The sequence below is a fragment of the Agathobaculum sp. Marseille-P7918 genome (assembly GCF_900625105.1).
In the GTDB taxonomy this organism is placed as follows: domain Bacteria; phylum Bacillota; class Clostridia; order Oscillospirales; family Butyricicoccaceae; genus Agathobaculum.
In genome coordinates, this window is sequence record NZ_UYYD01000002.1 from 157,188 (window position 1) to 181,702 (window position 24,515).

Annotated in this window: 21 protein-coding genes and 2 other annotated features; of the genes, 11 read left to right on the forward strand and 10 right to left on the reverse strand. The window is 60.9% G+C overall.

The features are described 5' to 3' along the window. Window positions 1–236: 236 nt before the first annotated feature. From EJL02_RS04275 to EJL02_RS04285, 3 genes are read right to left on the reverse strand one after another with little or no spacing between them, the layout of a single operon-like run. Complete coding sequence (locus EJL02_RS04275) at window positions 237–521, reverse strand: hypothetical protein (RefSeq protein ID WP_125115181.1); 285 nt, start codon at window positions 519–521, stop codon at window positions 237–239. Then, window positions 521–1,630: a sensor histidine kinase gene (locus tag EJL02_RS04280; RefSeq protein ID WP_125115182.1), complete on the reverse strand. Its 1,110-nt coding sequence runs from the start codon at window positions 1,628–1,630 to the stop codon at window positions 521–523. The genes EJL02_RS04275 and EJL02_RS04280 overlap by 1 nt, the downstream gene beginning before the upstream one ends. Continuing rightward, a complete protein-coding gene (locus EJL02_RS04285; RefSeq protein WP_125115183.1) occupies window positions 1,627–2,304 on the reverse strand; it encodes a response regulator transcription factor in 678 nt (225 codons plus the stop codon). The genes EJL02_RS04280 and EJL02_RS04285 overlap by 4 nt, the downstream gene beginning before the upstream one ends. Before the next feature lie 145 nt (window positions 2,305–2,449). Between EJL02_RS04285 and EJL02_RS14125 the strand changes: the two genes are divergently transcribed. From EJL02_RS14125 to EJL02_RS04310, 6 genes are all read left to right on the forward strand, one after another. Continuing rightward, window positions 2,450–2,596: a CD1871A family CXXC motif-containing protein gene (locus EJL02_RS14125; RefSeq protein ID WP_164510271.1), complete on the forward strand. Its 147-nt coding sequence runs from the start codon at window positions 2,450–2,452 to the stop codon at window positions 2,594–2,596. After that, on the forward strand, window positions 2,589–3,533 hold the full coding sequence (locus EJL02_RS04290; protein ID WP_125115184.1) for a 4Fe-4S binding protein: 945 nt from the start codon (window positions 2,589–2,591) through the stop codon (window positions 3,531–3,533). The genes EJL02_RS14125 and EJL02_RS04290 overlap by 8 nt, the downstream gene beginning before the upstream one ends. Further along, window positions 3,530–4,120: a TlpA disulfide reductase family protein gene (locus EJL02_RS04295; protein ID WP_206426953.1), complete on the forward strand. Its 591-nt coding sequence runs from the start codon at window positions 3,530–3,532 to the stop codon at window positions 4,118–4,120. Before EJL02_RS04290 ends, EJL02_RS04295 begins: the two co-directional genes overlap by 4 nt. Window positions 4,121–4,159: 39 nt before the next feature. Further along, a complete protein-coding gene (gene msrB / locus EJL02_RS04300) occupies window positions 4,160–5,281 on the forward strand; it encodes a peptide-methionine (R)-S-oxide reductase MsrB (RefSeq protein WP_125115186.1) in 1,122 nt (373 codons plus the stop codon). A 42-nt stretch (window positions 5,282–5,323) separates the two neighbouring features. After that, on the forward strand, window positions 5,324–6,151 hold the full coding sequence (locus tag EJL02_RS04305) for a nucleoside recognition domain-containing protein (RefSeq protein WP_243114399.1): 828 nt from the start codon (window positions 5,324–5,326) through the stop codon (window positions 6,149–6,151). Between the two features lie 115 nt (window positions 6,152–6,266). Continuing rightward, window positions 6,267–8,672, forward strand: coding sequence for an ATP-dependent helicase (locus tag EJL02_RS04310; RefSeq protein ID WP_125115188.1), 2,406 nt, complete (start codon window positions 6,267–6,269; stop codon window positions 8,670–8,672). Between the two features lie 57 nt (window positions 8,673–8,729). Here the strand turns inward: EJL02_RS04310 and EJL02_RS04315 are convergent, their stop codons facing one another. From EJL02_RS04315 to EJL02_RS04345, 7 genes are all read right to left on the reverse strand, one after another. Further along, entirely contained in the window at window positions 8,730–9,173 is a 444-nt protein-coding gene (locus tag EJL02_RS04315; RefSeq protein ID WP_125115189.1) for a DUF5391 family protein, read from the reverse strand. Between the two features lie 111 nt (window positions 9,174–9,284). Next, window positions 9,285–9,992 (reverse strand): sigma-70 family RNA polymerase sigma factor, encoded by a 708-nt coding sequence (locus EJL02_RS04320; RefSeq protein ID WP_243114400.1) that lies wholly within the window; start codon window positions 9,990–9,992, stop codon window positions 9,285–9,287. After that, entirely contained in the window at window positions 9,989–10,405 is a 417-nt protein-coding gene (gene spoIIAB, locus EJL02_RS04325) for an anti-sigma F factor (protein WP_125115549.1), read from the reverse strand. The genes EJL02_RS04320 and spoIIAB overlap by 4 nt, the downstream gene beginning before the upstream one ends. Before the next feature lie 22 nt (window positions 10,406–10,427). Next, window positions 10,428–10,745: an anti-sigma factor antagonist gene (locus EJL02_RS04330; protein ID WP_125115190.1), complete on the reverse strand. Its 318-nt coding sequence runs from the start codon at window positions 10,743–10,745 to the stop codon at window positions 10,428–10,430. An 86-nt stretch (window positions 10,746–10,831) separates the two neighbouring features. Further along, window positions 10,832–12,136 carry a bifunctional folylpolyglutamate synthase/dihydrofolate synthase gene (locus EJL02_RS04335; protein ID WP_164510283.1) on the reverse strand — a complete coding sequence of 435 codons (1,305 nt, stop codon included), beginning with the start codon at window positions 12,134–12,136 and terminating at the stop codon, window positions 10,832–10,834. A gap of 99 nt (window positions 12,137–12,235) precedes the next feature. Further along, window positions 12,236–13,105, reverse strand: coding sequence for a hypothetical protein (locus tag EJL02_RS04340; protein WP_125115192.1), 870 nt, complete (start codon window positions 13,103–13,105; stop codon window positions 12,236–12,238). A 164-nt stretch (window positions 13,106–13,269) separates the two neighbouring features. Continuing rightward, entirely contained in the window at window positions 13,270–15,891 is a 2,622-nt protein-coding gene (locus tag EJL02_RS04345; RefSeq protein ID WP_125115193.1) for a valine--tRNA ligase, read from the reverse strand. Window positions 15,892–16,174: 283 nt separating this feature from the next. Continuing rightward, window positions 16,175–16,391: a binding site (T-box leader), on the reverse strand. A gap of 169 nt (window positions 16,392–16,560) precedes the next feature. On the opposite strand from EJL02_RS04345, the gene EJL02_RS04350 reads away from it, so the two are divergent. From EJL02_RS04350 to EJL02_RS04370, 5 genes are all read left to right on the forward strand, one after another. Continuing rightward, window positions 16,561–17,352 carry a hypothetical protein gene (locus EJL02_RS04350; protein ID WP_125115194.1) on the forward strand — a complete coding sequence of 264 codons (792 nt, stop codon included), beginning with the start codon at window positions 16,561–16,563 and terminating at the stop codon, window positions 17,350–17,352. Between the two features lie 72 nt (window positions 17,353–17,424). Then, window positions 17,425–17,663, forward strand: a binding site (T-box leader). A gap of 62 nt (window positions 17,664–17,725) precedes the next feature. After that, window positions 17,726–18,745, forward strand: coding sequence for a phenylalanine--tRNA ligase subunit alpha (gene pheS, locus EJL02_RS04355; RefSeq protein ID WP_125115195.1), 1,020 nt, complete (start codon window positions 17,726–17,728; stop codon window positions 18,743–18,745). 340 nt (window positions 18,746–19,085) lie between these two features. Continuing rightward, complete coding sequence (gene pheT, locus EJL02_RS04360) at window positions 19,086–21,788, forward strand: phenylalanine--tRNA ligase subunit beta (RefSeq protein ID WP_243114401.1); 2,703 nt, start codon at window positions 19,086–19,088, stop codon at window positions 21,786–21,788. A gap of 77 nt (window positions 21,789–21,865) precedes the next feature. Continuing rightward, entirely contained in the window at window positions 21,866–22,111 is a 246-nt protein-coding gene (locus EJL02_RS04365) for an IreB family regulatory phosphoprotein (RefSeq protein ID WP_031475480.1), read from the forward strand. Window positions 22,112–22,484: 373 nt separating this feature from the next. Continuing rightward, window positions 22,485–24,401: a YgiQ family radical SAM protein gene (locus EJL02_RS04370; RefSeq protein WP_125115197.1), complete on the forward strand. Its 1,917-nt coding sequence runs from the start codon at window positions 22,485–22,487 to the stop codon at window positions 24,399–24,401. Window positions 24,402–24,515 lie beyond the last annotated feature (114 nt).

The window sequence follows — 24,515 nt, forward strand, 5'->3', positions numbered from 1 at the left end:
TAGTGAATTTTCCATCGCAAATAGAAAATTTGTTTCAATTTCTTTCATCCAGTCGCTTACAATTTTACAGCTTCTTTTTGTCTGTTATGCACAATTATATTAAAAAGCGCTGCCTGTCATTTCAGAATAATGTCCATATTTTCCCTAAAAATCCCATTTCCCCTTTTCGTAACTTATTGATTTTCATCCTGTGATGCGCCGCCTTCGGAATAGAAAATTTGTCGCAGCATTCTCTCTTACTGCGCATCCATATCAGCACTGTATCTGCACAGGCTCTCCATCTGTCCCGCCCTACTTCTCTTCTGCACAGCACCATACCACGCACTGTTTGATATGAAGTATTCCGCATCAAAAGGTGTTGCTTTCCCGCGCACCGCATCCGACTTTTCCCCAAGCACGTGATTGGGTGAAAAATAAATGCCACCAGACACTGCACTTGCTTCGGACAAAAAGCAGCCACCGGAACAATCGTTCCAGTGGCTGCCCACTATATTGTCATGCCGGCGCACCGGCAAATTCATTATCCATCTGCCGAAAGCACGGCCTGCGGCGGAAATCGCACCGCGATGGTCGTTCCTTCCTCCGAGCTTTTTTCCACCCAAACCGAGCCGCCGTGCAGCGCGGCGATCTCCCAAACGAGCGACAGACCCAACCCAACGCCGCCGTATTCCCGGCTGCGCGATTTGTCCACGCGAAAAAACGGATGGAAAATGCTGTGCTGATAAGCCTCTGGAATGCCGCAGCCGGTATCGGCAATGCGGATCTGCAAACCGGACTCCTCCCGGGCTACCGCCACGCCCACCATCCCGCCAGGGCGGTTATACTTGATGGCGTTTTCCGTCAGATTGAACAGCATCCGATAAAGCAAGGGATCGCTGCCGGTCATGGTGGCGTCGCCCTCCCGCTCCAAGGCGATCCCGCGCTGTTCTGCCAGCGGCGCAAGGTCGGTGAAAATCTCCTCGATCATCGGCCCGAGCTGGATGCGGTCCGTGCGCGGCGCAGATTGCAGGCTGTTCATCTCCAGCAGCGTCTGGGACAGCTGGGACAGCCGCTCGGTCTGCTCCCGCAGCAGGCCGAGGAATTCCGCTGTTTCAGGCAGCACCTCCGGATGCTCGGCGGCAAACAACTCGAGCTGCGCCTGCATCAGCGCCAGCGGCGTGCGCAGTTCATGGGCTGCGTTGCCGGTGAACTGCCGCTGGGTTTCAAACGCGCGGCTCAGCCGCTCCAGCATCTGGTTGAACGACCGGCTCAGCTGCCGGAACTCCGGCAGCAAATCCTCGTCGATTTTGATTTCCGCCAGATTGGTCAGCTGCACCTGTTCCACCTGCGCGGCAAAGCGCCGCAGCGGCCGGAGCGCCCGCCCGCTGACAAAATACGCCAGCACGCCGCCGAGCAGCGTGACCCCTGCGGTCATATACCAATTGGTCATGCAGAAATCTTCCTGCGTTTCGCGGATGAAAGCGCTGGTTTCCGCGCCCGCCCCGCCGCTGCGCGCCTGCACAAACTGCCCAATGGCGTCCATATAGCCGATGCCGGACGAGCAAAGCAGCAGTTTCATGGCAACACAGGTGACGCCGATGAGCAGGACGGTCATCAGGGTGATCCGCCACTGAAGGGAGAGCCGTTTCATGGTTCCGTTCCTCCCATCAGATACCCTTCGCCGATGCGGTTGCGGATGGGATCGTATCCCAGCGCCGCGCGCAGCTTTTTGCGCAGGGACGAAATATGCACCCGGATGGAATTGCTGAACGTATCGACACTGTTATCCCAGACGTGCTCCAGCAGTTCCTCCTGACTGACCGGCCGTCCTTGATGGAACATCAGATATTCCATGATCCCGGTCTCCTTGCGTGTGAGCGTCAGCGTCTGCCCACGGGCGGCGGCCGTGCGCGCCTTTGTGTCAAAGGTCAGCGGCCCGCAGGACAACATCACATCGTGCTGGGTGAACTGCCGCAGCGTCAGGCTGCGGATCCGGGCTTCCAGTTCCGCCAGATGGAAGGGTTTGGACAGATAGTCATTGGCGCCGGCGTCCAGCCCCTCCACCTTATCGGCGACCTCGTTGCGCGCCGACAGGATGAGCACCCGTGTCTCCCGGTCGGTCTGGCGCAGCTTGCGCAGCACGGTCATCCCGTCCTGTCCGGGCAAATTCAAATCCAGCAGCACCAGATCATACCGCTCGGTTTGCAGCAGCTCGAGCGCTTTCTCGCCGTCATAGCAAAAATCCACGCTGTAAGCCAGCCGCCGCAGGCTCCGGACGATGGTCTGGCACAGGGCGCGTTCATCTTCCACGACCAACAGATGCATTTTCACTCCTCCTTTCCGGTTTTCGTCATACCGATGCATTCATTATAGCAGAGGCGGATAAAGTTTTTGTTAAATTTCTGTTTTTAACGCAGATCTTAACTGCCATACGGTATGATAAAAGCGCAAACGGAAAGGAGGAATGCAGTTGTTCCTTTCAAAACGGACTGCAGCACAGCTCATCCTGTTCGCCGCGGGCATTGCCATGACCGTCTTCGGCGTCTGGCGCGGCGAAGCGGATACCGTGCTGTACAAGGCGATCAATCTATGTCTGGAGTGTGTGGGCATTGGATAAAAGACCTTTTGGCGTGTCCCGCCTGCTGTCCCGCTGCCGTGGTTGGATACAGGCAGGCGCCGCTCTGCTGACCAACCTTCATCTTCCCAACTTCCTCCGGGGCGGACTGTATCAGGGGCCCGGGAAACGCTTGTGCGTTCCGGGGCTCAACTGTTACTCCTGTCCGGCATCGGCCGGCGCTTGTCCCATCGGGGCGTTTCAGGCCGTGGTGGGTTCCTCCAAATTCCACTTTTCCTATTATATTACCGGCCTGCTGATCCTGCTGGGCGTGCTGCTGGGACGGTTCATCTGCGGTTTCCTTTGTCCGTTCGGCTGGTTTCAGGAGCTGCTGTACAAAATCCCGCTTGCAAAGCGCTCCACCAAGGCGCTCTACCCGCTGACCTGGCTCAAATATCTGGTTCTGCTGGGGATGGTCGTGCTGCTTCCCATGCTGGCGGTGAACCAAGCGGGCTTGGGCGATCCGTTCTTTTGCAAATACCTCTGTCCGCAGGGCGTACTGGAGGGCGCCATCCCGCTGGCGCTGGTCAATCCCGGCATCCGCGCCACACTGGGTGATCTGTTCCTCTGGAAATGCGGCATTCTGCTGGCTGTGATCCTATGCAGCATCGCATTCTTCCGTCCGTTCTGCAAGTGGCTGTGCCCGCTGGGCGCGTTTTACGCCCTGTTCAACCAGATTTCACTGGTTCGGATGCAAGTGGACCAGACAAAATGCATTTCCTGCGGGAAGTGCGCCAAGGCCTGCAAAATGGATGTGGACGTGACTCGGACGCCGGACCACACCGAATGCATCCGCTGCGGCATGTGCGTCCGGGCCTGTCCCACCGGCGCTGTGCGCTTCTGCTGCGGCGCGCCGTCCGGCAAAGCCCGAAGCGGCGCCGGACAAACCGCACAGCCGACCCCGCAAACCGACCCTACCAAGCAAGGAGAAAAACCATGAACAGAACCAAATTTGCCGCGCTGCTGCTGACCGCGCTTTTCGCGCTTTCTCTGGCAGCCTGCGGCGCAAAGAGCCAACCGGACACGACCGAAGACATGGCTCCGTCTGCGGACGCATCCATGCAGCAATTTCCCGCCTTTGAGGGGAAGGATCTGGACGGAAATGCGGTGAACAGCCAAGACCTGTTCTCCGAAAACGCCGTCACAGTGGTCAACTTCTGGTTCACCACCTGCGGCCCCTGTGTCGGGGAGCTGGCCGATCTGGATGCCCTGAACAAGGAGCTCCAGAAGCAGGACGGCAGGCTCATCGGCATCAATGCCTTCACGCTGGACGGCAATGAAACGGCGGTTGCCGAGGCCAAGGACGTTCTGGCAAAGACCGGTGCCTCCTATACGAACGTCTATTTTGATTCCGACAGTGAAGCAGGCACGTTTGCCTCGGGCGTGTACGCTTACCCTACGACGTATGTGGTAGACCGCAGCGGCAATCTCGTAGGCGAGCCCATTTTGGGGGCGGTGACCGAACCCAAGCAGATGGAATCCCTCAAGCAAATGATCCAGCAGGCGATCGACCAGGACAAGGGATAAGCACATCGTATCCCCGGAACGCAGGAGGTGTTATTTTTTATGCGAGGCAAGGTTCTTTCGCTTCTTTTGGCGTCTGTACTGATGCTGGGCGGCTGTGCCGCGCAGCCCAATGCGCCGCAGCCGACCGACGAACAGGAAACCCCGCCGCCGGCAGCCGGACAGTCTGCCGGCGCATCCGAAAAGGAGAATATGTATATGGATTCTACTGAAAACGTCATCTATCTGGCCGGCGGCTGCTTCTGGGGCATGGAGCACCTGATGCAGTCCATCCCCGGCGTCATTGATGCGCAAAGCGGCTACGCCAACGGCACCGGCGAGGCCGATGCCAATTACCGGGCGGTCTGCGCCGGCAACACGGGTTTCCGGGAAACCGTGCGCGTGGAATACGATCCGGAGCAGGTCAGTCTGGACGCACTGCTGCTGGCGTACTTCTATGTCATCGACCCCACGGTGCAGAACCAGCAGGGCAACGACCGGGGCACCCAGTATCAGACCGGTGTCTATTATACCAACGACAAGGCAAAGGAGACCGTCGATCGGATCGCTGCGATCGAACGCAGCCGCAGTGAGGAATTTTTTGTGGAAATCGGCCCGCTGATGAATTTTTATCCGGCCGAGGAATACCATCAGGATTATCTGGAGAAAAACCCCTTCGGCTACTGCCATATCCCGACCGAGGAAATCGCGCTGTTTTCCAAGCTGCGCATCGATCCGGGGGACTACCGCAAGCCCGCGGCGGAATCCATTCGCGACAAGCTGACCGACGAGCAATACCGCATCACACAGGAAAACGGCACAGAACACGCGTTTGACAACGCCTTCTGGGACCAGTTTGAAAAGGGCATCTATGTGGATATCGTGACCGGCGAACCGCTGTTTTCCTCTACGGACAAGTTTGAAAGCGGCTGCGGCTGGCCCGCTTTTTCCAAGCCCATCGAATCCCCGGCGGTGGTCGAGCTGCCGGACGACAGCCTCGGCATGCACCGCACGGAAGTCCGCAGCCGGGCGGGCAACTCGCATCTCGGCCATGTCTTTACCAATGATCCCGAGTCCCCCAACGGCGTGCGCTACTGCATCAACAGCGCGGCGCTGCGTTTCATCCCCTATGAAAAAATGCAGGCCGAAGGCTATGGTTACCTGCTCGATCTGTTCGACGACTGACCGCTTGCCCCTCCCGCATCCGACTTTTCCCCAAGCATGTGCATGGGCTTCGGATGCAACGCCTGCGGCGTGACCGGCTGCCGCATCATCGACTCGCCGCGCGAGCGGCTGATCGCCATTCTGACCAACACGTTTGCGCCCTGCAACGGGCGGTTCCCGCTGCTGATCTTCCTGTGCGCCACGTTTTTCGCGGGCAACGCCGCCGGCGGCGCGCTGCTGCTGACCGCCGTGATCGCGGGCAGCGTCATGCTCACCCTTGTCGCCTCGCGCCTGCTGAGCGCGACCGTACTGAAAGGCGTGCCGTCCTCGTTCACGCTCGAGCTGCCACCCTACCGCGCGCCGCAGCTCGGGCAGGTGATCGTGCGCAGCGTGCTTGACCGGACTCTGTTCGTCCTCGGCCGCGCGGCGGCGGTGGCCGCGCCCGCAGGCGCGCTCATCTGGCTGCTGGCCAATCTGCAAATCGGGGACGCGTCGGTTTTCGCGCACCTGACCGCCTGGCTCGACCCCGCGGGGCGGCTGTTGGGGCTGGACGGCGTGATCCTGCTCGCCTTTCTCCTCGCCTTTCCGGCAAACGAGCTGGTGATGCCGCTGATCGTCATGGGCTACCTCGCGACCGGCACGATCGCGGACGTGACCGACCTTGCGGCCTTCCGCACGCTGCTGCTGGCCAACGGCTGGACGGTGTGCACCGCGCTGTGCACGCTGGTGTTTGCGGTGGCGCACTGGCCGTGCTCGACCACCTGCCTGACCATCTGGAAAGAGACGCGCAGCGTCCGCTGGACGCTCGCCGCCGTGGCGCTGCCGACCGCGTTCGGCCTTGCGCTCTGTCTTGCCGTGCACGGCATGTGCACGCTCCTCGGCCTTGCATAACAAAAGCCGCCCTTCCGGGGCGGCTTTTTTCCCGCGCGCACAAACAGAACATTTGTTTTCCTGTCTCATCTGTGATATACTGATTTCGTATCTTCACAACGAAACGAGGAACCCCATGGAACCGACCAAATTTGACCTGAAATACGCCGCTGTACGGCGCGCGATCATCGAGCAGTCGTTTGCGCACCTCAACGACCGCCAGCGCGAAGCGGTGTTCACGACCGAAGGCCCGCTGCTCATCCTTGCGGGCGCGGGCAGCGGCAAGACGACCGTGCTCATCAACCGCATCGTCAATATCCTGCGCTTCGGGCAGGGCCTGACGAACGAATTTGCCCCCGAGGGCGCCACTGAGGACGACCTGCTGTTCCTGACCGAATACCTGACCGATCCCAAGCCGGAAAACCGCGCCCGCGCCGAGCACTTGTGCGCGGTCGATCCCGCGCGCCCGTGGCAGGTGATCGCGATCACCTTCACCAACAAGGCCGCGCGCGAGCTGCGCGACCGCCTGCTGGCCGCCCTGCCGGACGAAACCGCGGCAAACGACGTCTGGGCCTACACCTTTCACACGGCCTGCCTGCGCATCCTGCGCCGGTATAACGACCTGCTCGGCTTCGACACCCCGTTCACCATCTACGACGAGGACGATAAAAAGCGCGTTGTGACCAACGTGATGAAGCAGCTGAACCTCGACACCAAGACCTTTGACCCGCGCACCGTGATCGGCATGATTTCGCGCGCAAAAGACAAGCTGATGACCCCCAAGCAGTTTGCCGCCGACGCCGCGGGCGATTACTTCCGCGAAAAGGTGGCAGAGGTCTACAAGCTGTACGAAAAGGAGATGCGCAAAGCCGCGGCGCTCGACTTTGACGACATCATCATGAAAACCGTCCTGCTGCTGCAAAGCAACCCGGATGTGCTCGAGCTGTACCAGCGGCAGTTCCGCTATGTGCTGGTGGACGAGTATCAGGACACCAACTACGCCCAGTATGTGCTGACCAGCCTGCTGGCGGGATATTACGAAAACATCTGCGTGGTCGGCGACGACGACCAAAGTATCTACAAATTCCGCGGCGCGACGATCGCAAACATCCTGGAGTTTGAAAAGCAGTTCAAAAACGCAAAAACCATCCGGCTCGAGCAGAACTACCGCTCGACCGGCAACATCTTAAGCGCCGCCAACGAGGTCATCCGCAACAACGTCGGCCGCAAGGGCAAGGAGCTCTGGACCGATCAGGCAGGCGGCTCCAAAATCCACCTGCACCGCTCGGACAGCCAGGAGGGCGAAGCCGCCTACATCGCGGACACCATCCGCGAAGGCGTCGAAGCCGGCCGCCGGTGGAGCGATTTTGCGATTTTGTACCGCAATAACGTACTGAGCGATAACATCGCCGCGGCGTTCATCCGCGCGGGCATCCCCTACCGCGTCTACAAGGGCCGCGACTTCTTCTCGCGCGCCGAGGTGCGCGATATGTTCGCCTATCTGTGGGTGCTGGAAAACCCGGCGGACGAGCTGCGTCTGCGCCGCATCATCAACGTGCCTGCGCGCAAGATCGGCGACAAGTCGGTCGAGACCGCGTCCCAGCTCGCGCTGGAAAACGGCATGCTGCTGTATGACGTGGTGCGCAACGCTTCCCAGTTCCCCGCCCTGTCGCGCGGCGCGTCCGCGATGGAAAAGTTCGGCACGATGATGGAAAACCTGCGCCAGCAGCGCGCGTTCCTGTCGCTGTCCGAGCTGTATGACGAGCTGCTCGAGCAGACCGGCTACCGCCGCGCGCTCGAGGAAAAGGGCGGCGTGGAAGAGCAGGGCCGCCTCGAGCACATCGAGGAGCTCAAGTCCTACCTCGTCGATTACGAAGAGAAGAACGAAGCGCCCACGCTGGGCGGTTTTCTGGAAAACATGGCGCTGTACACCGACGCCGACCAGACCGAAGAGGACGAGGACGCCGTGCTGATGATGACCATGCACTCGGCTAAGGGTCTGGAATTCCCGGTCGTGTTCCTTGCGGGCATGGAGGACGGTCTGTTCCCCGGCTTCCGCGCGATGGAGCGCGACGAGGACATGGAGGAGGAGCGCCGGCTGTGCTATGTTGCGGTCACGCGCGCGCGGGAAGAGCTGTACCTGACCTGCGCCGAGCGCCGTCTGCTGTACGGCCGCACGCAGTACGCACATCCCTCGCGCTTCATCGACGAGATGCCGCGCGAGCTGCTCGACAGCAACATCGTGGAGAGCCGCATGTTCGCCGCCGCGACCCAGCCCGAACCCGGCCTGCCCCGCGCGCAGATCCACCGGGCGCGCACGTTCTCGGCCGCGTCCTCGGTTCCCGCAGCGCCCAAGGCGGCGGGCGCGCCGCTGCCGGACTTCCCGGCGGGCTGCCGCGTGCACCACAAGGCCTTCGGCGACGGCATGATCCTGAGCGCCAAGCCGATGGGAAACGACGCATTGCTCGAGATCGCCTTCGACCAGAAGGGCACCAAGCGCCTGATGGCCAAGGCGGCCGCGAATTTCATGCAGAAAATCTAAAAACGCGCACAAAACAAGGCGGCTGCCAAATGGCAGCCGCCTTTTGTGCTTCTTTTGTCATACTTTGTCCGACCCGCGCACGGGAAACGCCGCGCGGAACCACAAAAACCCGAAAACAAACGCCGCGATGCCCAGCACCGCCACCAGAACGAACCACAGGTCCAGCCCCATGACGTACCAGCCCTCGACGCCGATCTGGAACATCACCATCACCGCCATCAGGCCGAGCAGCACGAGCGTCAGGATCATCACCGCGCCGTTGATCACCGCGAGCAGATATTTTGCCCAGTGCAGCCCCACGCCGTACAAAATCGCCGGCAGCAGATACACCACCGCGGCCAGCGCCGCCGCCAGCCACATCGTGCGGCTGCCGAAGCCGCCAAAATACGGGATGCTGCCCTGCATCGTGGGGGAAAGCGAGATCGCAAGAACAATCATCACCCAAAGCACGGCCAGACCCACAGCCCAGCCAACCACCGATTTCCGCACGGTTTTCCGCATCGCGCCCACCCCTTTTCGGTTTCTGCTTTCAGTTTACCCTACCCCGGGCGGGCTGTCAACGATAAAACACAGGCGTCAATAAAGCGGACTGCCCCTCGGATGCAGTCCGCTTTATTCGGTCAGTTTTTTGCGCAGCGTCTCGATCGCGCGCTTTTCGATGCGCGAGACCTGCACCTGCGACACCCCGATGATGCGGGACACCTGCTGCTGGGTCAGATCGCGCGAAAACCGCAGCGCGAGCACCTGCCGCTCGCGTTCGGGCAGCGTGCGCATCGCCTCCCCCAGCGACAGATACAGGCAGGTGCGCTCCTCCATGCCCTCGTCGCCGACCAGATCGCCCAGCCGTCCGCCGCCGGACAGCTCGCGCTCAAACGAGTCCACCGTCACGTCCGCCTGCTCGCAGGACGCGACCTCCTCGGCCGTCAGCCCGGCTGCCGCCGCGACCTCGTTGACCGTGGGCGAGCGTCCGGTGCGCCCTTCCAGCTCGGCCTGGATGCGCCGCACGCGCACCGCGCGCTCCTTGACCGCGCGCCCGACCTTGACCGCGCCGTCGTCGCGCAGAAAGCGCCGGATTTCGCCCGCGATCTTGGGCACCGCATAAGTAGAAAACTCGTTGCCGAGCGCCGCGTCAAAGCCGCGCACCGCTTTGATAAAGCCCACGCAGGCCAGCTGGTACAGGTCGTCCGGCTCGACGCCGCGCCCGTAATACCGCCGCGCGATCGACCAGATCAGCCCGCTGTTTTGCTCGATCAGCTGCGCCTCGGCCTCGCGGTCGCCCGCCGCCGCCCGCTCGAGCAGGCCGCGCATCGTGCTGGTCACGCGCCGCGCTCCCGCAGAATCTTGACCATGGTGACGATCGTGCCCTTGCCGGGCGTGGAGCGCACGCGCAGCTTGTCGGTGAACGATTCCATGATGGTAAAGCCCATGCCGCTGCGGGTGTCGTCGCCCGTGGTGAACATGGGCTGACGCGCCTGCTCGACGTTCTCAATGCCGCGCCCCGCGTCCTTGACCTTGAGCTCGAGCACGCGCCCCTCCATCAGCCGCACGGTGACCGTGATAAACCCGGTTTTGTCCGCGTAGCCGTGGACGATCGCGTTGGTGACCGCCTCGGACACGACGGTTTTGATGTCGCCCAGCTCCTCCATGGTCGGGTCGAGCTGCGAAACGAACGCGCCGACCGCCTGCCGCGCAAACGCTTCGTTGACCGAATGGCTTTCAAATTTCAGGCTCATTTTGTTGATGACCGCGCGCAAGTTACTCCCCCCTCTCGAAAATCATGACCTGCGGCAGACCCGCCGCCTCGAATACGCGCATGGGCTGCGGCGGCGTGCCGCGCACCACAAAATCGCAGCCGCTGCGCGCACAGGTGCGGTGCAGATGCAAGACGACCGCAAGCCCCGAACTGTCCATGAACGTCAGCCCGGCCAGACTCAGCACCAGCTTTTGACAGGGATAGAGCGCCATCAGGTCCTCGCTCTGCTCGATGGCCTCGCGCGCGGCATGGTGGTCAAGCTCGCCCGCGAGCGAAACCGTCAGCACGCCCCCGCTTTCGGCCTGTGTGATATGCAGCATATGTGTCTTTCACCTCATTTTTTCTGTCCAAACGAAAAGGCTTGTACCCTTTCGGTACAAGCCTTAGTTTACCATTTTTTACCGTTTTATTCTGCCGCTTTCTGTCGCGCGCGCAGGATTTTTTCTGCCTCGCCGATCAGATACAGCGACCCGCAGACCAGCACGCAGTCGCGCGGTCCGGCCTTTTCCAGCGCCTGCGACAGCGCATGCTCGACCGTGTGGCAGTCGTACACCTCGCCGCAGTGCTGCTCGGCAATGGCCGCGGCGGTCTGCGCGGGCAGAGCGCGCGCATCCGCTTCGGGCGCGCAGGCGAAAAACACATCCGCGCGGCGCGCCATCTCGTAAATGCATTCCCCGTATTCCTTGTCCTTGACCATGCCCATCACGACCAGCAGACGGCGCATTTTGAGCATTTCGTCCACCGTGCGGGTGAGCGCCGCCACGCCCGCGGCGTTGTGCGCGCCGTCGAGCAGCACGAGCGGCATATCCAGCATGCGCTCCAGCCGGCCGGGCATGCGCGCCCGCGCCAAGCCGCGCACCTCGGCCTCGACCGAGATGGTCCAGCCGCGCTCGCGCAGCGCGGCGATCACACGCAGCGCGGTCTGCGCGTTTTGCAGCTGATGCCGGCCGGGCATCGGGATGGTGTAGCCCTGTCCCCCGCGCACAAATGCCGAACCCAGAATATCGCACCGCAGCACGCGCATCTCCTGCATGCCGTCAAACCAGACCGCGCCCGCGGCGTCGCACGCGCGCCGGAGCACCGGCAGCGCCTCGTCCGGCTGATGGTCCGCACACACCACCGCGCAGGCCGGCTTGATGATGCCCGCCTTCTCCCCGGCGATCGCGGCGACCGTATCGCCCAGCACAGCCATGTGGTCGCGCGAGATGGGCGTGATGACGCACACCTCGGGCGCACGGATGACGTTGGTCGCGTCGCACCGGCCGCCGAGGCCGGTCTCGAGCACCACGATGTCGCACTGCTGCTCGGCAAAGTAGAGAAACGCGACCGCAGTCGTGAACTCGAACTCGCCGATGTGCTCACCCTCGGGCAGCGTCAGCCCCTTGCACGCCTGCGCGACCTGTTCGGACAGGCGCGTCAGATCCGCGTCCGGGATCATGGCGCCGTTTACGCGGATGCGCTCATGGAACTGCACGAGATAGGGCGAGGTGTACAGCCCGACGCGATACCCGGCCGCGCGCAGCACGGAGTCCAGCATGCAGGCGGTCGAGCCCTTGCCGTTCGTGCCCGCCAGATGCACGAATTTCAGTTTGTCCTGCGGGTCGCCCAGCGCGCTGCACAGCGCGCGGATGCGGTGCAGGCCGGCCTTGCCGGAAAAGCGGCCGAGCGAATGAATATAGTCGATCGCGGTTTTGGGAATTGCGGTGTCCATAATAAACCCTTTCCTGTCATAAGATAGCAACATTATAGCACGCCTTGACGAAAAGAAAAAGGAGAAACCGCGGTTTCCCCTTTTCCTGCGCCCGATGGGTCAGTCGTCCTGCCCGCGCACGGACGCCGCTTTGAGCGCCGCCCGCTTGCGCCGGAACCGGCCGTGGATCGCGCCCGCCGCGCCGCGCGCGGACACCGGCAGCTGCACGCCGAAGATGATCTTGGTCACCCAGAGGAAGAACAGCAGCACCGCGATCGGCAGCACACAGCTGGTGATGATCAGCACCGCGACCGCGTCGATAAACTGGCTGAGCAGGTTTTCCGCCTGCTCCATCACGCCGGACACCCCGTTTGTGATGGTCTCGCCGATGCCGCTGAGCCAGCCGCCGATGCCGCCGTCCTGCGTCTGCTCGGCGGTGTCGTCCTGCTCGATCTCGTCGGTCGCCTGCTGCACGGTTTGGACCGTCTTTTGGGTGTCGAACGTCTCCTCCACCAGATGGCTCACCTGTATGCTGGCCGGCACGACCAGACAGATCACGAGGCCGAACACCGCCAGCCGCACGGCAAGCTGCACAAGCACGGTCCGGCGGCAGAACAGCCAGAAGATCGTCAGCACGCACGCGGCCGGGATGAGGTACTGGAAGGTCACGAGGCAGGTCATGGTGAGCAGGAACTTTTCCAGCAGGATCGCGCCCACCACGATCAGCAGATAGGTCGCCATTTCGGCGATCTGGTTGGCGATCGGCGTGGTCGCGTCGCCCGGAATGGCCGAAACCGCAACCGAACCCGCGGCGGCCGCCGCCGTCAGCTCGGTCACCGTCCCCTTTTTCTCGTCCAGCGCCGCGATGGACGCCGCGTGGAACGCCGGGTCGGACAGCCTGCCCGCCAGCACAAACGCGGACAGCAGGGCGATCACGACCAGCGCCGCCACGGCGATCCATTTCTTGACATTGGGATTTAGGGTTTTCATCAAAATCTCTCCTCTCAGGTTTTTGCGTCTCCGCATAAGAGAGCCTGTTGTTTTCGCGCGGTGGTTTTCCACATTGTTTCAATCTTCGACATTATAGCACGTTTTCCGACAAAAGAAAAACGGTATGGCACAGCCATACCGTTTTTTTCATGTTGCACTTGATTTTAGCCGAGGGCTGCGATGGATTCCTCGAGCTTTGCCAGGTGCTCGCGCAGGTGTTCGGCCTTTTCTCGTTCGGCCGCGACGACCTTCTCGGGCGCCTTATCGACAAACTTCGGGTTGTCGAGCTTTTTCATGACGAACGCGATGTCGTCCTCGACCTTGGCCTTCTCCTTCTCGAGGCGCGCGCGCTCGGCGGCGAAGTCGATCAGGTCGCCCATCGGCATATACAGCTGCGCGTCACCCGTGACGACCGACGCCATCTTGGCCGCGTCCGCGGGCACCGCGTCGATCAGCTCAATGCCGGACGCATAGGCGAGCTTAGGGAAGAAGCCTTCGCCGGCGGCAAAGGTGTCCTTCTTCTCGGTCAGGATGAGCACCTTGGCCTTCTTGGACGGCGGGACGTTCATCTCGCTGCGGCGGTTGCGGATGGCGCGCACCGCGTCCATCAGCGTCTCCATCTGTGCCTCTTCGGCGGCAAAGTGCAGCTTTTCGTCGTACTCCGGCCACTTGGACACCATGACCGACGGGCCTTCGTGCGGCAGCGCCTGCCAGATGGTCTCGGTGATGAACGGCATGAACGGATGCAGCAGCTGCATCGCGCCCGACAGCACATAGCACAGCACCTTCTGGACGCTCTCGTCGCCCGCCTGCAGACGGGTCTTGGCGATCTCGATATACCAGTCGCAGAAGTTGTCCCAGATGAAGTCGTTGAGCTTGGAAGCCGCCAGACCCAGCTCGTACTGGTCGATGTTGCGGGTGACCTCGGCAACCAGCGTGTTGTACTTGGACACGATCCACTTGTCCTCGAGCGCAAGCGTCTCGGGCAGCGCGGGCTTTTCGTCCTTGCTGATGGTCAGGTTCATCTGAATGAAACGCGACGCGTTCCAGATCTTGTTGCAGAAGTTACGCGACGCCTGCACGCGCTCGTCCGAGAAACGCATGTCGTTTCCGGGGCTGTTGCCGGTCGCGAGGGTGAAGCGCAGCGCGTCCGCGCCGTACTGGTCGATGACTTCCAGCGGGTCGATGCCGTTGCCGAGCGACTTGGACATCTTGCGGCCCTGCGCGTCGCGCACCAGGCCGTGGATATACACGGTCTTGAACGGGGTCTGGCCCATGTGCTCGACACCCGAGAAGATCATGCGCGCGACCCAGAAGAAGATGATGTCGTAGCCGGTGACCAGCGTGGAGGTCGGGTAGAAGTAATCAAGCTCCGGGGTCTTGTCCGGCCAGCCGAGCGTGGAGAACGGCCACAGCGCGGAGGAGAACCAGGTATCCAGCACGTCCTCTTCCTGACGGACGTTCTTGGAGCCGCACTTCGGGCAGACGTGCACGTCTTCCTTGGAGACGGTCATCTCGCCGCAGTCGTCGCAGTAGAACGCCGGGATGCGATGGCCCCACCACAACTGACGCGAAATGCACCAGTCATGCACGTTTTCCATCCAGCGCAGATAGGTCTTGGAGAAGCGGTCGGGCACGAACTTGGTCTTGCCCTCGGTGACGACGTCCATCGCGGGCTTCGCAAGCGGCGCCATCTTGACGAACCACTGAGCCGAGGTCATCGGCTCGACCGTCGTGCCGCAGCGGTAGCAAGTGCCGACGTTGTGCTCGTGGTCCTCGATCTTGACCAGATAGCCGCCCTCTTCGAGGTCCTTGATAACCGCCTTGCGGCACTCGTAGCGGTCCATGCCCTCGTACTTACCGCCGTTTTCGTTGACGGTCGCGTCCTCGTTGAACACGAGGATCTGCTCGAGGTTGTGGCGCTGGCCCATCTCGAAGTCGTTCGGGTCGTGGCAGGGCGTGACCTTAACGCAGCCCGTACCAAATTCCATATCGACGTAATCGTCGCCGAAGATCGGGATTTCGCGGTTCATAATCGGCAGAATGCAGGTCTTGCCGATCAGGTGCTTGTAGCGCTCGTCATTCGGGTTGACGGCAACGCCGGTATCGCCCATGAAGGTCTCCGGGCGGGTGGTCGCAACGACCAGATCGCCCGAACCGTCCGCCAGCGGATAGCGGATGTGCCACAGCTTGCCCGGCTGGGTCTCGTATTCGACCTCGGCGTCAGACAGCGCGGTCGCGCAGTGCGGGCACCAGTTGATAATGCGGTGGCCCTTGTAAATCAGGCCCTTGTTATAGAGGTTGACAAACACCTCGCGGACTGCCTTGGAGCAGCCTTCGTCCATCGTGAAGCGCTCGCGCTCCCAATCGCAGGACGAGCCGAGCTTTTTCAGCTGGCTGATGATGCGGTCGCCGTACTTGTTCTTCCAGTCCCAGACGCGCTCGAGGAACTTCTCGCGGCCAAGGTCGTAGCGGGTCAGGCCCTCTTCCTTGCGCAGGTTCTCCTCCACCTTGATCTGCGTCGCGATACCCGCGTGGTCAGTGCCGGGCATCCACAGTGCTTCGTAGCCCTGCATACGCTTGGTGCGGATCAGGATATCCTGCAAGGTCTCGTCGAACGCGTGGCCCATGTGGAGCTGGCCGGTCACGTTCGGGGGCGGGATGACGATGGTATAGGGTTTCTTGTCCGGGTTGACCTCGGCGTGGAAGAAGCCGGAGTCATTCCAGAAGCTGTACAGCTTGTCCTCGACCGCTTTTGGGTCGTAGGTCTTGGGCAGTTCGCTCATGGCTCTATCTCCTTTTGAATTAAATTGACTGGTTTTCACATGCACCGCCGCCGGCGCGGCAGCGCCCTCTGGGGTGGCAGATCTCCCTTGCTGTTTCTCTCAGCAGTCGGGTGGCAGCCGTTTGGCAGAACCCACCTTTGCGCGCAAAGCGCGCCCTGCAGGAAGAGGGTGATTCGCAAGAGGGGGAAACCACGGGTTTTCCCCTCGTGTGCGCCTGCGGCGCGCAGCCGCACACTTGCCGTCGCCCGCGGAATACGGGCAAACAAAAAAAGCACGCCGTCCATACTAGGACGAAGCGTGCTCCGTGGTACCACCTAACTTCGCGGCAAAAAAGCCGCGCACTCGTTGACCCGTAACGTGGGCGGGACGGGACGGCTTACTCATTTCAGCCCTCCTGCTCGAAAGCGACCTTCTTCCTGCCTGCCGAAGGGCTTGCACCGAACCGCCCTCTCTCTTGACGCGCGGGGAACAGGAATACTCCTCTTTGTCATTGCATTTTGCATATTAACTTAATCAGTATATCCACATTCTGAAAGGTTGTCAAGCACCATTACCAAAATACTGCCTTTATTTTGCACAAAATCGGCTCAAACTATGTCGTCCTGTAACTTGTTCTTTACATCCCTTTTGCTATAATAAAGGTATCAAAACGTAGGGGAGGCGACCGCCATGCGTGCAAAGCTCCGTTCTGTTCTCTGCCTGTTTGCCTTGCTTCTCGTGCTGCTGCCCGCAACCGCGAGCGCCAACGGCCTGCCGTATACATCCATTTATATCGGCATTGCCGGTCTGGACGACGGCATCACGCATGTCGCCCTGCTGGGACGCGAGCCGTATACCAAACCCTTGAGTTCCCCGCCCGAAGCACTCACCGCCGCCCTGCCGGATGGCTGGCATGTGTGGGACTGGACATCATACGACCGCGACGACCAGCCCATGTATTTTATGGACGTCCCCTACCCGGGGCCGTTCCGCGTGGCCGTGCTGCACGAGGACGGCACGCTGCTAGTCACGGACGAGGCGGAACGCATCCGCGCGATGCAAACCTTTTCCGTCGACGCACAGACCGGCGCGATTTCCACCTTGGGCGCCTGGTTCACCCTGCTCAAGCAGTTCGCGTGCACGTTTCTGTTCACGCTGCTGATTGAGGTAGTCGTCCTGCTGCTGTTTGGCTTTCCGCTGGGCGAAAACATCGTACCATTCCTGCTGGTCAACCTTGCAACGCAGGCTTTGATGACGCTGACCTATGGGCGCATCCTGCTCTCCTCCAACCGAGAGCACGCCTTTTTCTGGGCGTTTGCCATCGAAGCGGTCATTTTCGTCATCGAGTCGCTTGCCTATGCGCGTTTTCTGCATGGTCATACCCGCGCGCGCCGTGTGGCCTATGCCATCACCGCCAACCTGCTGAGTTTTGTCATCGGCACGCTGCTGATTACGCCATTTTACAGCGCGCTCCGGCTTTGAGGGGATAAAAATGCATTTTCCCCTTGCATTTGCCCAAAAACTGTGTTTTAATAATACTGTTATGGAAGAATGACACCTGCGATGAACAGGGAAAGTACCGTCACTCCCCTCTTTTCAGAGAAAACGGCCTTTGGCTGCGAGCCGTCCAAAGAGACCTGACGCGAAGTTCCCCTGCGAGCACCGGCGCTGAACCAAAACAGTAGGCGCAGGCGAAGTAACGCCCCGTTACCGGCGTTCAATGAGTGCCCGGCCCGTCCGGGAATCAGGGTGGTACCACGGAAGACAGTGTTTGCACGCCTTTCGTCCCTATTTTGCGGGACGAAAGGCTTTTTTTATTGCGTCCCTGAACGATTTTTCATAAAGGAGAGTCACCATGAAAGAAAAACTGCAAGGCATTTTGCAGGCCGCGAAAGATCAGCTTGCCGCGGCAAACGACGCCCGCGCGCTCGACGAGGCGCGTGTCCGCTTCCTCGGCAAAAAGGGCGAGCTGACCGCTCTGCTCAAGGGCATGAAGGACGTTGCTCCGGAGGAACGTCCGGCTGTCGGTCAGCTGATCAACGACGTGCGCGCCGAGATCGAAACCATCATTGAAAAGCAGAAGAAAGTCATCGAGCAGGCAGCGCTCGCGCACAAGCTCGAGGCCGAGACCATCGACGTCACCCTGCCGGGTGAGGATGTCGTCATCGGCAAAAAGCATCCGCTCAACATCGTACTGGACGAACTCAAGGAAATCTTCATCGGTCTGGGCTTCTCGATCGCGGAAGGCCCGGAGGTCGAGCTCGACCACTATAACTTCGAAGCGCTCAACATCCCGAAGGACCACCCCGCGCGCGACACGCAGGATACGTTCTACATTTCGGACAACGTCGTGCTGCGCACGCAGACCTCGGGCATGCAGGTGCGCGTCATGGAAAAGAAAAAGCCGCCGATCCGCATCATCGCGCCCGGCCGCGTTTACCGTTCGGACGCCGTGGACGCCACCCACTCCCCGCTGTTCCACCAGATCGAGGGCTTGGTCGTTGACAAGGGCATCCGCATGAGCGACCTCAAGGGCATCCTCGAGCTGTTCGCCAAGAAGCTGTACGGCGAGGACACGGTCGTTCGCTTCCGCCCGCACCACTTCCCGTTCACCGAGCCGAGCGCCGAAATGGACATCCAGTGCTACCGCTGCCACGGCGCGGGCTGCCCGCTGTGCAAGGGCGAGGGCTGGATCGAGATCCTCGGCTGCGGCATGGTGCACCCCAAGGTGCTCGAAACCAGCGGCATCGACCCGGAAGAGTACTCGGGCTATGCGTTCGGCATCGGCCTGGAGCGCACGGTCATGGGCCGCTTCAAGATCGACGATATCCGCCTGTTCTATGAGAACGACGTGCGGTTCCTGGAGCAGTTCTAAAAAGTATAGGGGACTTCAAAAGTCCCCTATATACGAGAACAAGTTCCGGAGAAACTTGTTCTCGATACCCGAACGACGCGCCCCAAGGGCGCTGGGTCGGGGTGTAAAAAGTCCGGCAAAGCTGGACTTTTTACGAGCGCGCAATGCGCGTATAAAATAGAAAACCGCACCGCGGTTTTCATCAAAACCGGGAGCATGTATCACGGTTTTGATACCAGAGCGGAGAAAAGTTTCGCTCGCCGGAACTTTTCGCAGCCCTGAATGCGTCCGAACCATGTTCGGCGCATTCCCCTCGATTGAAACCGTGGTTTCAATCGAAAAAATTCAAGGAGGAATTTTTGTGAAATTGCCGCTTTCCTGGCTTTCGGATTATACCGATATTTCCGGCATCACCCCCAAGGAGTACGATGCCCGCATGACCATGTCCGGCTCCAAGGTCGAGGAGGTCTACAACCTCGGCGAGGAGATCCAGAACGTTGTGGTCGGCCGTATCAATGAAATGACCCGCCACCCCAATTCCGACCACATGTGGATCTGCCAGATCGACGTGGGCGACGAGGTCACCCAGATCTGCACCGGCGCGTGGAACATCCATGTCGGCGACCTGATCCCGGTGGCAAAGCACAAGTCCACGCTGCCCGGCGGTGTCAAGATCACCAAGGGCAAGCTGCGCGGCGAGGTGTCCAACGGCATGCTGTGCTCGCTCAAGGAACTGCAGCTGGACGTGCACAACGCGCCCTACGCGGTCATCAAGCCGGCCGCCATCCTAAACGACTACACCTGCCTCAAGGACCAGAAGCCCTCGCTGCCCGAGGAGCTGACCGCGGGCTACAAGATCTACGGCAAAACGCTGTGCGCCAAGGTGCTGTCGGTTCAGACCACCGGCTATTCCCAGTACGACCTGACCGTGGACTTCGGCGCGGGCGAAACCGCCGTCTCGACCGACTGCTCCAACATCCATGAGGGCGACTTCATCGCGGTCGATACCGCAAAGCTGACCGTGTGCACGCCGGACGACCTGCACGCGCAGCAGGCCGAGTTCCCGCACTGCATCACCGACGGCATCTTTATCCTGAATGAGGACTGCAAGCCCGGCGACGACATCTGCAAGGTGATGGGTCTGGACGAGTATGTCGCGGACTTTGAGATCACCTCCAACCGCGCCGACTGCTTCAGCGTCATCGGCCTCGCCCGCGAGACCGCCGCGACCTTCGACCGCCCGTTCGCGGTCAAGGAGCCGGTGGTCAAGAGCATCGGCGACGACATCAACAAATATATGTCGGTGCAGGTAATCGACACCGACCTGTGCCCGCGCTACACCGCGCGTCTTGTCAAGAACATCAAGATCGAGCCGTCCCCGGCGTGGATGCGTGAGCGTCTGCACGCCTGCGGCGTGCGCCCGATCAACAACATCGTCGATATCACCAACTACGTCATGCTCGAGTACGGCCAGCCGATGCACGCGTTTGACTACTCCTGCCTGTCCGACGGCAAGATCGTCGTGCGCCGCGCGCGGGGTGGCGAGTCCATCCAGACGCTGGACGGCGTGGACCACGACCTGACCGACAAGATGCTCGCCATCTGCGACAACGACAAGCCGGTTGCGGTCGCGGGCGTCATGGGCGGCGCAAACTCCGAAATCGTTGACGGCACCAAGACCGTCGTGTTCGAGTCCGCCTGCTTCCACGGCGCGACCGTGCGCGTCACCGCCAAGGCGCTCGGCATGCGCACCGAGGCATCCGGCCGCTTCGAAAAGGGCCTTGACCCGTCGCTGACCATGCCCGCCGTGCAGCGCGCCTGCGAGCTGGTCGAGCTGCTGGGCGCGGGCGAAGTCGTCGACGGCATCATCGATGCCTGCGCTGCCGACCTGACCCCCAAGACGCTGCCCTTCGAGCCGGACAAGATGAACGCGCTGCTCGGTCTTGAGCTATCCGCCGACGAGCAGAAGGCATATCTGGAGCGTCTCGAGTTCCGCGTCGAGGACGGCAAGGTCATCATCCCGTCCTTCCGCGTGGACATCACGCGCATGTGCGATCTGGCCGAGGAAGTCGCCCGTATGTACGGCTACGATAAGATCCCGACCACGCTGTACGCCGGCGAGATGGTGCAGGGCGAGTACACCCCCAAGCAGATGGCGGAAAAGACGGTCTCCGAGACCTGCCGCGACGCCGGCTTTGACGAGGCGATGAGCCACTCGTTCATCTCCCCGAAGTTCTATGACATGATCGGCTGGGCAGCGGACGACCCGCGCCGCATTTCCACGACTATTCTGAACCCGCTCGGCGAGGACTTCAGCATCATGCGCACGACCGTGCTGCCCTCCATGCTGCAATCGCTCGCGCACAACCACGCGCACCGCAACCCGACCGCGTCGCTGTTCGAGCTGGGCACGGTCTATCTCCCGACTGTCAAGGACGGCAAGGCCGATCCGGATGTGCTGCCGCACGAGGAAAAGGTCCTCACCCTCGGCACCTACGGCCGCCTGTCCTTCTTCCAGTTCAAGGGCGTGGTGGAAGCCATCTGCCGCGAGCTGAACATCAAGGACGTGCAGTTCGTGCCCGAGAAGAACAACCCGTCCTATCATCCGGGCCGCTGCGCGAACGTGCTGATCGGCGGCGAGGTGATCGGCGTGTTCGGCACGGTGCATCCGACCGTCGCTGCGCGCTACGGCCTGTCCGGCGAGGTGCTGGCTGCCGAGCTGCCGCTCGACAAGCTGTTTGCCGCGATCGACCCGGTCAAGCTCTACCACCCGCTGCCCAAGTTCCCGGCCTCGACCCGCGACATCGCCGTGCTGGTGGACGACACGGTGCCCGCCGCTTCCATGCAGGCCGCGATCGAGAAGGCCGCCGGCCATATCCTGGAAAACGTCAAGCTGTTTGACGTATATAAGGGCAAGGGCATCCCGGAAGGCAAGAAGTCGGTCGCCTACTCGCTTTCCATGCGCGCGCCTGACCGCACGCTGACCGACGAGGAATGCGATAAGGCGATGAAAAATGCGCTGGCAGCGCTGGAAAAAGATTTTGGCGCGGTTTTGCGCGGATAAGACTTTACTTTTCGGCCGTTTTGTATTATGCTGTTTATAGCAAAAAACCAACCGGTAGGATCGGAAAGGAGACAGACATGCTTGACGGCACGAGAAAATTCAGCCTTGTAGACGAGTCCAACAAGGAGATGAAGCGCACGCTGACCGCAGTATACGACGCGCTTAAGGAGAAAGGGTATAACCCGATCAACCAGATCGTGGGCTATCTCCTCTCTGAGGACCCGACGTACATCACCAACCACAACAACGCGCGCAGCCTGATCTGCAAGATCGACCGCGACGAGCTGATGCAGGAACTGGTGCAGTTCTACCTCGATAACTGAGGGCATCCTCACTTTGTGACATAAAAATAACCGCTCCTAAACGGAAGCGGTTATTTTTTACACCTTTTGCCTTCCACTCTTGACAAACAGGGTAAATTCGTTATAATAAGAGTAGCAAAAGGGCAGTCCGGCAAAGACGGTTGACCCTAAGTATCTATCATTTCAAAAAAAATGACCGTACCCGGGGCAAGTGGGCGGTCATTTTTTTATGGTCTTGATGATTTCAAGCAGAATGAGCAGCAAAATGATCTGCCACACAATCTCCATAAAAACCACCTCCCTTGCGAGGAGCATGGTCAACCGCCTTTGTCTTGCCGGACTGTATCTTCCATGATAGTCGATCTTTTACGTTTTGTAAAGCGAAAGGAAAAAAATGAACGGTTTTCTCCCCATTTCCAAACAGGATATGCTAGATCGCGGCTGGTATTACTGCGACTTTTTGCTCGTGACCGGCGACGCGTACGTCGATCATCCCTCGTTCGGCACCGCGATCATCTCGCGTGTTTTAGAGGACGCGGGCTACAAGGTCGCGATCCTCAGCCAGCCGGATTTTCACGACGAGCACGACTTTGCCGCGATGGGCCGGCCGCGCTACGCGGTGCTCATCAACGGCGGCAACATCGACTCGATGGTGGCGCACTACACCGCCGCGAAAAAGCGCCGCTCGGACGACGCCTACACGCCCGGCGGCAAGGCGGGTCGCCGCCCCGACCGCGCGGTGACCGTCTATGCCATGCTCGCGCGGCGCGCCTTCCCGGACACGCCGATCTACCTCGGCGGCATCGAGGCCAGCCTGCGCCGCTTCGCGCACTACGACTACTGGGCCGACCGCGTCATGCCCTCGATTTTGGAATCGACCGGTGCAGACGGGCTGATGTTCGGCATGAGCGAGCACTCGGTCGTGGAACTCGCGAACAACTTGAAGCACGGCAAAAAGGGCGCGGAGGCCTGCGTGGGCGTGCGCGGGACAGCCTATCTGGCGCACGACGCGGACGGCATCGAAAACGCAGTTGAGTGCCCGTCCTACGAGGACGTGTGCGCCAGCAAACCGGACTATGCCCGCTCGGTCAAATTGCAGTACGACGAGCAGGACGCGGTGCGCGGCAAAACGCTTTTGCAGCGCCACGGCAAGCGCGTGCTCATCCAGAACCCGCCCGCGAAACCCCTTACAACCGCCGAAATGGACCACGTCTATTCCTTGCCCTACATGCGCACCTATCATCCGTCGTATGAAGCGCTCGGCGGCGTGCCCGCGATTCAGGAAGTGCAGTTCTCGATCATCCACAACCGCGGCTGCTTCGGCGCGTGCAACTTCTGCGCGCTCGCCTTCCATCAGGGGCGCTATGTGCAGGCGCGCAGCCACGAAAGCGTGATCGCGGAGGCCAAGCAGATCGTGCAGATGCCGAACTTCAAGGGCTATATCCACGACGTTGGCGGGCCGACGGCCAACTTCCGCTTCCCGTCCTGCAAAATGCAGGAAGAGCACGGTTTGTGCAAAAACAAGCGCTGCCTGTTCCCGTCCGCGTGTAAAAACCTCGAGGCCGACCACACGGATTACCTCAACCTGCTGCGCGAGCTGCGCCAGATCGAGGGCATCAAAAAGGTGTTCGTGCGCTCGGGCCTGCGCTATGACTACATGATGGCCGACCACAACGACGCATTCTTCCGCGAGTTGGTCGAGCACCACATCTCGGGTCAGCTCAAGGTCGCGCCCGAGCATATGAGTGATAACGCACTGTATTATATGGGCAAACCATCATTTTCCGTATACGAGCAGTTCCGCGAACGATACGCCCGCATCAACCAGAAACTGGGCCGCAAGCAGTACCTCGTCCCCTACCTGATGAGCTCGCACCCCGGCGCGACGCTGGACGACGCGATTTTGCTGGCCGAGTACCTCAACCACGTCGGCTACATGCCTGAGCAGGTGCAGGACTTCTACCCCACGCCGGGCACGCTCTCGACCGCGATGTACTACACCGAGATCGACCCGCGCACGATGAAGCCGGTCTATGTCGCCAAAACCGCCGAGGAAAAGGCCATGCAGCGCGCGCTGCTGCAATGGCGGCGGCCGGACAAGCGGCCGATTGTGCTGGCCGCGCTCAAAAAAGCCGGCCGCGAGGACTTGATCGGCTACGGCAAGGAATGCCTGATCCGCCCCGCGCGCGGCGAAAAGCCGCCGGTGCCGTCCGGGCGCACGGGCAAGACCGCCAAGGGCGCGCGTCCCGCGGCGCACCTCCCCGCCCCGCCGAAGAAAAAGGGCTGGGCCAAGGCCAAACGCAAAAAATAGCGCGGCGCAAATTTGCACAACCGCGCGCCGTGCTTTTCGTGCCCACTGCGCCGAATCGCCAAACTTTCGGAAAGCCGTTGACAAGACGGCTTTCTGTTGATAAAATTATGTAGC